A 12,748-nucleotide genomic window follows, 5' to 3' on the forward strand; every position below is an offset into this window, starting at 1 on the left:
TTTTTAATGTTGACGAATAGATGCCATTCATTCGGCATCTCGCGTGCTCACTGACACCGACCTGCACTGTAATTCATAAATTTACTTTTTGTAGCGCTAACAGGCCGCCCTTAAAGGCCTGTTTACATTGCATGACGCTGCGCAAAGTCGTATAGCCAAGTCAAATTTTTGGCTTGCACCAAGGGAGAGAGCCCCATGACAAATACCCGTACAGAAACCGACAGCTTTGGCCCACTTGAGGTCCCTTCTGACAAATACTGGGGCGCGCAAACTCAGCGTTCAATCATGAACTTTCCAATCGGTTGGGAAAAACAACCTGTGCCGATCATCCGCGCCCTTGGTGTTGTGAAAAAAGCCTGTGCCATGGAAAACTTCGCCCAAGGCAATCTGCCCAAAGACCTTGCTGACGCGATCATCGCTGCTGCGACCGAGGTAATTGACGGCAAATTCGACGACAACTTTCCCTTGGTGGTTTGGCAAACAGGTTCGGGCACACAATCCAACATGAACGCCAATGAAGTCATTTCAAACCGCGCGATTGAAATGCTTGGCGGCGAATTGGCATCCAAATCGCCTGTTCACCCGAACGATCACTGCAACATGGGCCAGTCGTCAAACGACACATTCCCAACTGCGATGCATGTCGCGATTGGTATGCAGGCGCGTGATGTTTTGCTGCCTGGCCTTGAAAAACTTGCCGCAGCTTTGGAAGCTAAATCCGAAGAATTCAAAGACATTATCAAAATTGGCCGCACGCACACGCAGGATGCGACACCTTTGACTTTGGGTCAGGAATTCGGCGGCTACGCGCATCAAGTGCGCAAAGGCATCGAGCGGGTGAAATCTTGCCTGCCTGACATTTACGAATTGGCGCAAGGCGGTACTGCCGTGGGCACTGGCCTGAACACCAAAAAAGGTTGGGCAGAAGCTGTGGCCAAACATATGGCCGAGATCACCGACCTGCCCTTCGTGACAGCGCCAAACAAATTCGAATCCTTGGCTGCACATGACGCGATGGTCATGTTCTCAGGCGCTTTGAAAACCGTTGCTGGCTCTTTGTTCAAAATCGCCAACGACATGCGCCTTTTGGGCTCTGGTCCACGTTCAGGTCTGGGTGAATTGATCTTGCCAGAAAACGAACCAGGTTCATCCATCATGCCAGGTAAAGTGAACCCGACACAGGCCGAAGCTTTGACCATGGTCTGTTGCCACGTGATGGGCAATGACGCGGCTGTTGGAATGGCTGGCTCACAAGGCCATTTTGAATTGAACGTTTACAACCCAATGATGTCCTACAACGTGTTGCAATCTATGCAACTTTTGGGCGACAGCGCCTCTGCCTTTACTGATAATATGGTTGTCGGCACCAAAGCAAATGTTGAGCGCATCGATAAGTTGATGAAAGAAAGCTTGATGTTGGTCACAGCCTTGGCTCCGACCATCGGCTATGACAATGCGACCAAAGTGGCCAAAACGGCGCATAAGAACGGCACCACTTTGAAAGAAGAAGCAATCGCTTTGGGCTTTGTTGACGCTGAAACATTTGACGCAGTTGTGCGCCCCGAACAAATGATCGGTCCAAAAGACTAAACAATAGAAATATCAGCTATTTAAGGGGCAGCTTTACGGCTGCTCCTTTTTTCTTGCACCCACTTGTCAGGGCTGATCAATGCGGTACAATTCTACCCCATGAGCACACCGATCAATCTAAATAAATTTCGCAAAATCAAAGCCCGCGCAGATAAACGCCTCAAGGCGGATGAAAATTCGCTAAAATTTGGGCGCAGCAAGGCCCAAAAAGCCGCCGAGAAAGCGCAGTCCAACTCATTGCAGAGGCATCTGGACGCCCACAAACGGGATAGGTCCGAATGATTGGCCGCCCCGTCAAACGATCCTTAACCCTTCACGGGCACCGCACATCCGTATCGCTGGAAGAACCCTTTTGGGCTGCGTTTCGCATGATCGCACAGGAAAAATCAAAACCAATCAATGTCTTAGCAGCCGAAATTGATGAGCTACGTGGCGTAGACTCAGGGCTTGCCTCAGCCATTCGGGTTTATGTTTTGGCCTATTATCAGACAAAAGCCCAAGAAGGCGCTTGAGACACCAACGCCAATCGCACCGATTGACGTAACGGTGTCATGCTAAAACGCCCCTCGACAACAGATTGCGGGTCACGGATTGCCAGCTTTAAAAGCGGTAGATGGGTCATGGCATCAATCATTGGCGCACGCTGTAATTTGGTGAGTTCTGACAACGCAGCGCCTGTGCCCTTGATGTCATCCAATGCATCTTGCGCCAAGTCACTCACAGCTTGGGGGCGCCCGTCCAACAAAGGGATGCGCCCAGCCTCTTGCAACTTGGGAACAGCGGCAAGATAACGCAACAAACCACCAGCATAACCTATATTTTTCAGGGCATTAAAGCCGTTTCCTGAAGCACCAAGCAGGCGCGCAGCTTGCAAGAGAGGCAAGGCATAACTGTTGTTTAAGTAGCGTTTTAACGCCGATAAATCTTCATGCGGATCTTTGTAAATATCCCACTGGCGTGCTGTAATGGTCGCGTCGAGAGACAGCGCGGCCTCACCATCCAACACATGTGCCAAGGGGCGCGCTACCTCATGGGCGCGTGGGTCTTTGCCGTCAATTTTCTCTTGCAAGACATCGCGCCAAAACTGCAAACGCATTTCCGCGATCATGCTTTCCTTGGTCAACCATGGGGCTTTGGCGATTTCCAAACAAAAGGCATGGATCGGAAACAACACATCGCGCGCGGGCACAGGTGCGGCCATCGTGGCGCGAAACCGTTCTTGATCGGCCTCAAACACCAAATTGGCGCAGGCTTGAACATCTTGCGGGGCCAACATTATTGCGCCCCAAGAGCCTGCGCACCGTCTTGCACAAGTTTCCAATTGATCGCATCAAGCAAAGCTTCAAACGAGGCATCGATAATATTCGACGACACGCCAACGGTGGACCAGCGCCGCCCCGTGCTATCTTCGTGGTCGATGATAACCCGCGTACGCGCCTCTGTGCCGCCTTGGGTAATTCTCACTTTATAATCAACAAGTTCCATATCTTCGATAAGGCTTTGGTATGGCCCGAGATCTTTAACCAAGGCTTTTGAGAGCGCATTGACTGGCCCCCCATCGCTGCCATCGGCAATAATGCCTTCTGAGACGGATAAAAGCCGTTCGCCACCGATATTAACCACAACCGTCGCTTCGGAGAGGTGACTCATTTTGCCACGTGCATCCAAGCGGCGCTCGACTGTGGCGCGGTAGCGTTCGACCGCAAAGAATTGCGGCAAAAGCCCGATTTCAGAGCGGGCCAACAATTCGAAAGACGCCTGCGCGGTATCAAATGAATAACCATCCCCCTCTAGCTGCTTGATCCGATCCAAAATACGGCCCATTGCGGGATCGTTTTTAGGCAGGTTCAAGCCCATATCGCCCAAACGTTTGCGCAAATTGGATTGTCCAGCTTGGTTTGACATGGGCACAATACGTTGATTTCCCACGACTTCTGGTTCGATATGTTCGTAGGTGGTTGGATCTTTCAAGATCGCAGAGGCATGCAGTCCCGCTTTATGCGCAAATGCAGAGGCACCGACATAGGGCGCAGAGCGCGTGGGGACGCGGTTCAAAATGTCATCCAACATACGCGAAACCTGCACTAGGTTTTGCAAAGCCTCCTCAGGCACATTGCTGTGCAGGGTCGATTTAAACGGCTCTTTGAGCAGCAAAGTGGGGATCAAAGTGATCAAATTGGCATTGCCGCAGCGTTCACCCAAACCATTCAATGTTCCTTGAATTTGACGCACCCCTGCCGTGACAGCTGCCAAAGAATTGGCCACAGCGTTGCCTGTGTCATCATGGGTGTGGATGCCCAAACGCGCGCCTTCAATGCCACTCTCAATCACCTTGCGGGTGATCTTATAGATTTCATCGGGCAAGGTGCCACCATTGGTATCACATAAAACCACCCAGCGCGCCCCTGCGTCATAGGCGGCTTTCAGGCATTGCAGAGCGTAATCGGGATTGGCCTTGTAGCCGTCAAAGAAATGTTCGGCGTCAAACAGCGCTTCGCGGCCTGATTTGACCAAATGCGCAATAGAGGCGCTGATGTTTTCGAGGTTTTCGTCTAAGGTGATGCCAAGCGCCGTTGTGACGTGGAAATCATGGGTCTTGCCGACCAAACACACGGCCTTGGTGCCCGCATTCATCACGCCCGCGAGAACTTCGTCATTTTCAGCCGAGCGCCCTGCCCGTTTGGTCATGCCAAAGGCCAAAAACGTGGCTTTTGTCTTGGGCGCTTGTTCGAAAAATTCGGAATCTGTCGGATTGGCACCGGGCCAACCGCCTTCGATGTAATCCACGCCCAGATTGTCCAAAGCATCGGTGATCTGGAATTTTTCAGCCGTAGAAAACTGCACACCTTGGGTTTGCTGACCATCGCGTAATGTGGTGTCGAAAAGGTAGAGGCGATCTTTTTGAGCGGTCATAGCAAGCCCTCCAATTTTGAGGGATCGAATTTCGGCCCCGCCTCAAGCTCAACACCTGTTTTCGACATGCGCACTTCTACACCTGCGTCTAGGAGTGCTGTTTTGATACGATCAACTTCTGAAAAATCTTTAGAGACCATCGCCGCCATTCTCTCGGTAGAAAGCCGTGATTTAATAGGTGTTAAGAGCACCTCCACATTGCCATCGACAGCACTTTCCCACCCGCTTAATTCATCGGTCAACAAGCCAAGAAGTGTTGCAGAAGCTTTAAGAATTCCGCGCCAATGATTGCTAGAGTGCGTGAGCTGATCTGTCATGCCAGCTTTCTCAAATTTCTCAATATGAATAATATCATTTGCAATCGCTCGAAGGCTTGCGATCGCAGCTGGGGTATTCAAATCTTGAGACAAATTGAATGCGACTCCCAGATCTACTTCTGTTGGTTGAATTCCTGCGACGAGCCGCCTCCACTTCGTTAGTTCCTTCTTGGCCTGTTCCGCTTTCTCCGCAGTCCAATCCATCGGTTTGCGATAATGCGTGCTCAGAAACACAAAGCGGACGACTTCACCGGGGACGCCTTGGTCAAGTAAATCTCGCACGGTGAAGAAATTGCCAAGGCTCTTGGACATTTTCTTGCCCTCGACCTGCAACATCTCGTTGTGCAGCCAATAGTTAGCAAAGCCCTCGCCATCGTCGGCGTGGCCAGAGGCGCAGCAGCTTTGGGCGATTTCATTTTCGTGGTGCGGGAACATTAAATCATTGCCGCCGCCGTGAATGTCGAAATGATCGCCCAAGATATCCTTGGCCATGGCAGAACATTCGATATGCCAACCAGGGCGGCCTTTGCCCCAAGGGCTGTCCCATCCTGGCGTGTCCGCATCGGAGGGTTTCCACAGCACAAAATCCATCGGATCGCGTTTGTTATCTGCAACTTCAACGCGTGCCCCTGCGATCATATCGTCTGTGTTGCGGCCGGAAAGCGCACCGTATTGGGCGTAGCTGTTGACGGAAAACAACACATGACCTGCGCCATCGGGATAAGCGTGGCCTTTTTCAATCAGGTCTTGGATCATCGTGATCATCTGATCAATATATTCGGTCGCGCGGGGCATGTGATCGGGGTTCATGGCGCCGACAGCTTGCATATCATCCAGATACCACTGGCTTGTCTCATCGGTGATCTCGCGAATAGAGCGCCCTGTTTCAGCCGCCTTAGCGTTGATTTTATCATCCACGTCGGTGAAATTGCGCACATAGGTGACGTGGTTTTCGCCGTAGACATGCCGCAGCAAGCGGTAGAGCACATCAAAGACAATCACAGGGCGCGCATTGCCGATATGGGCGCGATCATAGACGGTCGGCCCACAGACATACATCCGGACATTTTGCGCATCAATCGGGATAAAATCCTCTTTTTTGCGGGTCTTGGTATTGGTCAGACGGATGGTGGTCTGTGTCATAGCTATAGCTTTCCTTCGGGTGTCCCCGCGGGCATATCAGCTTCATTCATAAGAGAAAAGAGACCAGACCCCGCGTGACACTGTCAGCGGATAATGCAGCAAATAATCTGAGTGCATAATGTGGTCATAGCTGTTTATGTAACAGCGCAAACTGGGCTTGCAAAGCCCCTTAATTCTGATCACTTTAACGCCATGACAGATAAACCAAACCGCGACCCGATCTTTGAAGTGCCTGAGGGCATTGAACAACTGTTGGAAATCATGCGCCGCTTGCGTGATCCTGAGGGCGGCTGCCCATGGGATATCGAACAGAGCTTTGAAACAATAGCGCCCTATTCGATTGAAGAAGCTTACGAGGTCGAGGATGCGATCAAACGCGGCGATATGACTGATCTACAATCAGAGCTCGGCGATCTGTTGTTTCAATCGGTGTTTCAATCGCAAATCGCGGCCGATAAGGGCCTGTTTGATTTTCAAGATGTGGCCAAAACCATTGCCGCGAAAATGATTGATCGCCATCCGCATGTCTTTGGCGATCAAAGCAATCAGAAATCGCCAGAACAGCAAACCATCGATTGGGAAGTGCAAAAAGCAGCCGAACGTGAGCGGCGCGGGGAAACTCGCACGCTTGATGGGGTCGCTTTAGGTCTGCCTGCTTTGATGCGGGCGCAAAAGCTGCAAAACCGCGCCGCGCGTGTGGGGTTTGATTGGCCCGATGTGAGCCATGTGATTGATAAAGTGGTCGAAGAAGCAAGCGAGCTGATCGAGGCGCGTGACAGTAAAACCCAAGCTGATGTGTATGAAGAATACGGTGACCTGCTGTTTGTTATGGTCAATCTTGGGCGACATATGGGGATCAATTCCGAAGAAGCTTTGCGCAGCGCCAATGATAAATTTACACGCCGTTTCAATGCCGTGGAAGACGAACTTAAACTACAAGGTAAAGAGCCGAAAGAGAGCGATTTGGCGGAAATGGATGCCCTTTGGGATAAAGTGAAAGCACGCGACAAAAAGGGGATGTTGTAGAGTGTCTTTGACACGGGTGGGTTAAATCCGATTTTATCAATCAGGTATTGACCGACTAATTTAGTCAGGTTAAAAGGCCTCCAATGAAACTGGAGACTGATATGACCCTGCGCACTTCTCTTATTGCAACGACTCTTTTGGCCACAGCACCTGCTTTTGCAGCTGACGTAAATGTTTACTCTCACCGCCAGCCAGAATTGATCGCCCCGCTCACAGAAGCCTTCACAGCCAAAACAGGTATCAACGTCAATGTCGCCTTTATGGACTCTGGCTTGGTGGAACGCCTGAAAGCCGAAGGCGACCGTTCCCCTGCAGATGTGATCCTAACAGTCGACATTTCACGTTTGGCCCAAGCGGTTGACGCGGGTGTGACACAATCAATCGAAACAGAAACCCTAAAAACCAATGTGCCTGCCGCTTACCATGATCCTGCGGGTCACTGGTGGGGTGTGACCACCCGCGCACGTGTTGTTTACGCCTCGAAAGAAGCTGTCGCAGATGGGGAAATCACCACGTATGAAGATCTTGCTGATCCAAAATGGAAAGGCCGCATCTGTACGCGTTCAGGCACCAATTCCTACATGATCGGCCTGACATCAGCCTACCTTGTGCACCACGGCGCTGAGGAAACCAAAACGTGGCTTGAAGGCGTAAAAGCCAACCTCGCGCGCAAGCCACAAGGCAACGATCGCGCGCAAGTTAAAGCCATCTGGGCTGGCGAATGTGATATTTCCATCGGCAACACCTATTACATGGGGCAAATGCTGGCGGATGAAGAGCAAAAAGAATGGGCGGATTCAGTACGTCTTGAATTCCCAGTCTTCGAAAACGGTGGCACGCATGTGAACATTTCAGGCGTGGCTTTGACCAAAGCTGCGAAAAACTTGGATGAAGCGACACAATTCATCGAATACCTGACATCACCAGAAGCGCAAGAAATCTACGCGGAAGTAAATAACGAATACCCAATCGCGCCAGGCACAGCAGCCTCAGATTTGGTGGAAAGCTGGGGTGAATTTACCGCAGATGATTTGAACTTGATGACCATTGCTGAGGTTCGTGGCGAAGCTTTGCGTCTGACAGAAGAAGTTGACTACGACGGCTAAATATAGCTGCTATTGACTTCGTGAAAACACCCACCTCTTTAATGCAGAAGGTGGGTGTTTTTACATTTGAATATCGATTTTAACAAATCATATCATAGTCTTAAAGCGTGATGACATCGACTTTCTGACCTTTAACCGCCAAACCGATTTCACCATTGCACAGGCGCAAAGCATCCGCGCCAAACACCTCTGCACGCCAGCCCTTTAAAGACGGCACATCGCGTTTGCCCGCTGCGATCATGTCGAGTTCGGCTGAGGATGCGATCATTTTTGCCGCAACATTGGCATTGTCAGATTTGGCTTTCAACAAAACGCGCAACATATCGGCCAAAGCTGGATTGACCTGCAATTTATCGCGCTCAAGATCAGGTTTTGGCATTTGCTCGGGGCTATATTTTGCCGCCGCATCAATAGCAGCCAGAATACCATCCGCGATATCCCCTTTGCGGGCCTCACGCAGCAGCAAGCGTGAGCGCGACAGATCTTGCGCGGTCTTCGGTTTGGTCGATGCCAATTCTAGCATCGCATCGTCTTTATAAACGCGGTTGCGGGGAATATCGCGCTTTTGCGAATAATCTTCGCGGAAGGCTGCCAATTCTTTAACCGCAGCTAAGAATTTTCCTGAACTGGTGCGGGTTTTCACACGTTTCCACGCGTTTTCAGGTTCAACCACATAGGTCTCAGGGCTCATCAAGACCTGCATTTCCTCGGCGACCCATTTTTCGCGCTTGGATTTCTTGACCTCTGCATCAAGGAATTCATAGATCATCCGCAAATGCGTTACATCAGCAAGCGCATATGTTTCTTGCGCAGGCGTCAAAGGGCGGCGCGACCAATCGGTGAAACGTGATGTTTTATCTAGGCTTTGTTTGGCAATCTTGCGCACCAAAGTCTCATATCCGACCTGTTCACCAAAACCGCAGACCATCGCTGCGACCTGCGTGTCGAATAAAGGTGACGGGATCACTTTGCCTTGGATATAGAAAATTTCTAAATCTTGGCGTGCGGCGTGAAAGACTTTGACAACATTTTCATCACGAAACAGGTCGTAAAGCGGTGCAAGGTCGATATCTTTGGCCAAAGGGTCGACCAAAACAGCATCTTCTTCGTTGTCACCTGTCACAGCCAATTGCACGAGGCAGAGCTTAGAATAATAGGTTCTTTCGCGAAGAAATTCAGTATCCACAGTCACAAAGGGGTAATTTTTGGCGTGGTCGCAGAAGGCTTGCAGCGCTTCGGTCGTTTTGATGGTGATCATATATATCTTTTCTAAACTGAGCGGGGTCATCCCGCAGGACTTCGTCAATTTCTACGCAACTCAAAGGGGAATGAAAAGCAAATAGGCCGAAATGCGAAACAGGCGCCCTCTGAGAGACGCCTGTGTGCCTAAATATCAACCCGACTACGATCCCCTTTGGCAAAACGCAGTAAGGTTTCGGGATATATTTTATGTTCCAAAGGCAAGACCCGCGCAGCCAAATCATCTGCCGTATCATCAGGCAAAATATCAACACGGCCTTGGGCCAAAATCGGCCCACCATCCAACTCGGCGGTGACTTCATGCACTGAACATCCTGCCTGACGATCGCCTGCATCAATCGCGCGTTGATGGGTGTGCAAGCCTTTGTATTTTGGCAGCAAAGACGGGTGAATATTCAACATTTTGCCTGCATAATGCGTGATGAAATCTGGCGTTAAAATTCGCATAAACCCAGCAAGCGCAATGATATCAGGACTATAGGGGTCGAGTGCAGCGATTACGGCTGCATCAAATGCATCGCGGTCACCTTTATAGTCTTTGTGATCCACAACCACTGTCTCAATGCCCAAAGCGCGGGCTTTTTCCAGCCCGCCTGCATCAGGTCGATTGCTCAGCACGACACAGGGCCGCGCTGGGTGATCGCCCGTCATAGATTGCGCCAGCGTCACCATATTGGAGCCGCTGCCAGAAATCAGGATCGCGACTTTTTTCACTTGAGCGCCCCAGAGTAACGCACGCCCGCGCCCGCAGTGACAGTGCCGAGCGTGTAGACTGTTTCACCTTCGGCTTTGAGCAAAGCAATGATGTCATCGGCGCGTGCAGCATCGACTGACAAGACCATGCCAACGCCAGCGTTGAAGGTTTTGAGCATTTCAGATTCGGCCAAATCGGCAACCTGAGCGATCCAAGAAAACACAGGCGGCAAAGTCCATGAGGTCAGATCGATATCCGCGCCAAGACCTTCGGGCAGAACGCGTGGCAGGTTTTCGGTCAAACCGCCGCCTGTGATATGCGCGAGGGCATGAACCCCCCCCGCACGCACAGCTTTTAGGGTTTGTTTGACGTAAAGACGTGTGGGTTTTAAAAGCTCTTCGCCCAAAGTGCCCTCACCAAAGGGGGCTTTATCATCCCAGCCAAGACCAGAGACCTCAACGGTTTTACGCACCAAAGAATACCCATTGGAATGCACCCCATCAGACGCCAAGCCGATGAGAACATCGCCCTCTTTCACGCCAGCAGGCAGATCTTCGCCTCGTTCCATGGCGCCGACTGAAAAGCCAGCCAAGTCGAAATCTCCATCATGGTACATGCCAGGCATTTCAGCAGTTTCACCACCGATCAGAGCACAGCCAGACAATTCACAGCCTTTGGCGATGCCTTCGATGATCGCTGTGGCTTGGTCCAATTCCAGTTTTCCTGTGGCAAAGTAGTCAAGGAAGAACAATGGTTCAGCCCCCTGACACACAAGGTCATTCACACACATGGCGACCAAATCGATACCGATGGTCGACACATTGCCTGTATCAATCGCGATGCGCAGTTTGGTGCCAACACCATCGGTGGCCGCAACCAAGATAGGATCCGTGTAGCCTGCGCCTTTCAGGTCGAATAATGCGCCAAAACCGCCCAATCCTGCCATAACGCCCGAGCGCGATGTCTTTTTGGCAGCGGGTTTAATCCGCTCGACAAGCGCATTGCCCGCATCAATATCCACACCGGCGTCCGCATATGTCAGACCGTTTTTTGCATCGCTCATGATTCAGAGTCCCCAAACTGGCTTCATTTGCACGCGCTTTAGCGCACTCTTACGCTTAAGGAAAGCAAAAGCACAAATCATGCGCTTGACGCCTGCTGAAACACACCATATTCAAGGGCTTGGCGGGCCCGTAGCTCAGTTGGTTAGAGCAGAGCGCTCATAACGCTTTTGTCGTAGGTTCAAGTCCTACCGGGCCTACCAAATTCCCTCTTTTCTCAAGACCTTACCGCCAAGGCTTTGGAATGAAATTGGGCGCACACCCTATGTCATTTTGATTGAGATTTGCCACAACACCGAAAAAATCGGTGAAAATTATCGGGCGATGATCAGTTCGCATTTTAAACCACCCAATGCCTCGCTGACGCCCAGACGCAAACTGCCGCCATGTTTGCGTGCAATATCGGTGGTGATGGCCAAGCCAAGCCCGACACCAGAGCCACGGTTTTGGTTGCGCGCCACATCCAATCGCTCGAAGGGTTGCAAGGCTTTTTCACGGTCTTCAGGGGCAATGCCCGGCCCATCATCTTCGACACAAAAGACCACAGAGCGTTCATAAACATGCACAGAAACACGCGCGGCCATTCCGTAACGCAAGGCGTTGGAAATAAGATTATCCAAGGCCCGCCCTAGGGCATCGGGGCGCGCAGATAGGCTGATCCGAGGTCCATCAAAGGCGCAAAACGTCACATCCCCCCCTGCCCGCAGGCCACGTTCCACAGCGGAGTGAGCGACATCAACAGGGTCAACTTTTTGCAATTCATCCAAAGCATCTGCGCGGGTAAAGGCAAGGAATTCATCCAAAAGCCTTTCCATTTCTGACAGATCGTTTTGCAGGTCTTTAATGTCATCTGCTAAAGCAGGGTCTGCATCCATCATCGACAGGCTGAGTTTCATTCGTGTCAAGGGCGTACGCAGATCATGCGAGACCCCCGACAAAATCAGTGTGCGCTGTTCGATATGGCGCTCAATTCTGGCCCGCATATTGACAAAAGCAGCGCCTGCTGCACGTACTTCTGAGGCGCCCGCAAGCTTATAGGGTTCATTGCGCCCCCGCCCAAAGGCCTCGGCTGCCCGTGCCAAGCGGCGGATTGGGCGCAATTGGTTGCGCAAAAAGATCGCTGCGATAAAGGCCATGAAAACCCCTGTCACCAGAGTCATCAAAATCAGCTGATGCGGATTGCTCGCAGAGGTGCGCGTGCGCGGCACTGTCACGGACAAACGCCCCGCATCAGTTTGCATCGAAAAGGATACAGCGCGCATATCTGTCAACAGATCGACGCCCTCTAGCCCCTCAAAAGCGTCCGACAGGATGCGCGTGATCAAAACACCCGAAAAGTCATACCATGCGCGGCGATTTTTCACCTGCGCTTGCCCTTGATCCAATGTCGATTGAAACCCCAGACGCACATCCAAGGCATCGATCACCATCGGCACCTGTGCTTGGGGCGCGTGATCGATGGCGTCGAGATACAAAGAGACTTCGGCGCGTACTCCGCGCATCAACTGGTCGGTAACATCGCTAAAATACCGTTGCGAAAACGCGGTCAAAACGACCACCTGCAGCACAACAATCGGCACGAGCAAGATCAAAATCGCCCGCCCGTACAATCCGCGCGGCATATATGTTTTGAGCCAT

General features: G+C 51.4%; 12 protein-coding genes and 1 tRNA gene. 6 read left to right on the forward strand and 7 right to left on the reverse strand.

What is annotated here, in order from left to right:
* Positions 1 to 195: 195 nt before the first annotated feature.
* From fumC to EDD53_RS03410, 3 genes are all read left to right on the forward strand, one after another.
* Complete coding sequence (gene fumC, locus EDD53_RS03400) at positions 196 to 1,590, forward strand: class II fumarate hydratase (protein WP_123791779.1); 1,395 nt, start codon at positions 196 to 198, stop codon at positions 1,588 to 1,590.
* Between the two features lie 99 nt (positions 1,591 to 1,689).
* Positions 1,690 to 1,872, forward strand: coding sequence for a DUF4169 family protein (locus EDD53_RS03405; protein ID WP_123791780.1), 183 nt, complete (start codon positions 1,690 to 1,692; stop codon positions 1,870 to 1,872).
* The gene (locus tag EDD53_RS03410) at positions 1,869 to 2,102 is read left to right on the forward strand and encodes a ribbon-helix-helix domain-containing protein (protein ID WP_123791781.1); all 234 of its coding nucleotides are present in this window, start codon (positions 1,869 to 1,871) and stop codon (positions 2,100 to 2,102) included. The genes EDD53_RS03405 and EDD53_RS03410 overlap by 4 nt, the downstream gene beginning before the upstream one ends.
* On the opposite strand, the gene EDD53_RS03415 is transcribed toward EDD53_RS03410, so the two are convergent.
* From EDD53_RS03415 to cysS, 3 genes are read right to left on the reverse strand one after another with little or no spacing between them, the layout of a single operon-like run.
* Positions 2,075 to 2,866: a squalene/phytoene synthase family protein gene (locus EDD53_RS03415; protein WP_123791782.1), complete on the reverse strand. Its 792-nt coding sequence runs from the start codon at positions 2,864 to 2,866 to the stop codon at positions 2,075 to 2,077. The genes EDD53_RS03410 and EDD53_RS03415 overlap by 28 nt on opposite strands.
* Positions 2,866 to 4,503: a citramalate synthase gene (cimA, locus tag EDD53_RS03420; RefSeq protein WP_123791783.1), complete on the reverse strand. Its 1,638-nt coding sequence runs from the start codon at positions 4,501 to 4,503 to the stop codon at positions 2,866 to 2,868. Before cimA ends, EDD53_RS03415 begins: the two co-directional genes overlap by 1 nt.
* Positions 4,500 to 5,963 (reverse strand): cysteine--tRNA ligase, encoded by a 1,464-nt coding sequence (cysS, locus tag EDD53_RS03425; protein ID WP_123791784.1) that lies wholly within the window; start codon positions 5,961 to 5,963, stop codon positions 4,500 to 4,502. Before cysS ends, cimA begins: the two co-directional genes overlap by 4 nt.
* Positions 5,964 to 6,155: 192 nt before the next feature.
* Here cysS and mazG point away from each other — a divergent pair, with 192 nt between their 5' ends.
* Positions 6,156 to 6,989 (forward strand): nucleoside triphosphate pyrophosphohydrolase, encoded by an 834-nt coding sequence (gene mazG, locus EDD53_RS03430; protein ID WP_123791785.1) that lies wholly within the window; start codon positions 6,156 to 6,158, stop codon positions 6,987 to 6,989.
* Between the two features lie 101 nt (positions 6,990 to 7,090).
* Positions 7,091 to 8,095 (forward strand): Fe(3+) ABC transporter substrate-binding protein, encoded by a 1,005-nt coding sequence (locus EDD53_RS03435; RefSeq protein ID WP_123792381.1) that lies wholly within the window; start codon positions 7,091 to 7,093, stop codon positions 8,093 to 8,095.
* Positions 8,096 to 8,195: 100 nt separating this feature from the next.
* Here the strand turns inward: EDD53_RS03435 and rnd are convergent, their stop codons facing one another.
* The 3 genes from rnd to purM form a co-directional block, all read right to left on the reverse strand.
* Complete coding sequence (gene rnd / locus EDD53_RS03440; protein WP_123791786.1) at positions 8,196 to 9,353, reverse strand: ribonuclease D; 1,158 nt, start codon at positions 9,351 to 9,353, stop codon at positions 8,196 to 8,198.
* 128 nt (positions 9,354 to 9,481) lie between these two features.
* Positions 9,482 to 10,069, reverse strand: coding sequence for a phosphoribosylglycinamide formyltransferase (gene purN, locus EDD53_RS03445; RefSeq protein ID WP_123791787.1), 588 nt, complete (start codon positions 10,067 to 10,069; stop codon positions 9,482 to 9,484).
* A complete protein-coding gene (gene purM, locus EDD53_RS03450) occupies positions 10,066 to 11,112 on the reverse strand; it encodes a phosphoribosylformylglycinamidine cyclo-ligase (protein ID WP_123791788.1) in 1,047 nt (348 codons plus the stop codon). Before purM ends, purN begins: the two co-directional genes overlap by 4 nt.
* A gap of 124 nt (positions 11,113 to 11,236) precedes the next feature.
* Here purM and EDD53_RS03455 point away from each other — a divergent pair.
* Positions 11,237 to 11,313, forward strand: a tRNA-Ile gene (locus EDD53_RS03455).
* A 111-nt stretch (positions 11,314 to 11,424) separates the two neighbouring features.
* Here EDD53_RS03455 and EDD53_RS03460 read toward each other — a convergent pair.
* A complete protein-coding gene (locus tag EDD53_RS03460; RefSeq protein ID WP_246002177.1) occupies positions 11,425 to 12,732 on the reverse strand; it encodes an ATP-binding protein in 1,308 nt (435 codons plus the stop codon).
* Positions 12,733 to 12,748: the final 16 nt, after the last annotated feature.

It is taken from the genome of Pacificibacter maritimus, from assembly GCF_003814915.1.
Classification (GTDB): Bacteria; Pseudomonadota; Alphaproteobacteria; order Rhodobacterales; family Rhodobacteraceae; genus Celeribacter; species Celeribacter maritimus.

Coding starts and splice junctions, on each gene's coding strand:
- fumC (WP_123791779.1), top strand. CDS start 196: ATGACAAATACCCGTACAGAAACCGACAGCTTTGGCCCACTTGAGGTC.
- EDD53_RS03405 (WP_123791780.1), top strand. CDS start 1,690: ATGAGCACACCGATCAATCTAAATAAATTTCGCAAAATCAAAGCCCGC.
- EDD53_RS03410 (WP_123791781.1), top strand. CDS start 1,869: ATGATTGGCCGCCCCGTCAAACGATCCTTAACCCTTCACGGGCACCGC.
- EDD53_RS03415 (WP_123791782.1), bottom strand. CDS start 2,866: ATGTTGGCCCCGCAAGATGTTCAAGCCTGCGCCAATTTGGTGTTTGAG.
- cimA (WP_123791783.1), bottom strand. CDS start 4,503: ATGACCGCTCAAAAAGATCGCCTCTACCTTTTCGACACCACATTACGC.
- cysS (WP_123791784.1), bottom strand. CDS start 5,963: ATGACACAGACCACCATCCGTCTGACCAATACCAAGACCCGCAAAAAA.
- mazG (WP_123791785.1), top strand. CDS start 6,156: ATGACAGATAAACCAAACCGCGACCCGATCTTTGAAGTGCCTGAGGGC.
- EDD53_RS03435 (WP_123792381.1), top strand. CDS start 7,091: ATGACCCTGCGCACTTCTCTTATTGCAACGACTCTTTTGGCCACAGCA.
- rnd (WP_123791786.1), bottom strand. CDS start 9,353: ATGATCACCATCAAAACGACCGAAGCGCTGCAAGCCTTCTGCGACCAC.
- purM (WP_123791788.1), bottom strand. CDS start 11,112: ATGAGCGATGCAAAAAACGGTCTGACATATGCGGACGCCGGTGTGGAT.
- EDD53_RS03460 (WP_246002177.1), bottom strand. CDS start 12,732: ATGCCGCGCGGATTGTACGGGCGGGCGATTTTGATCTTGCTCGTGCCG.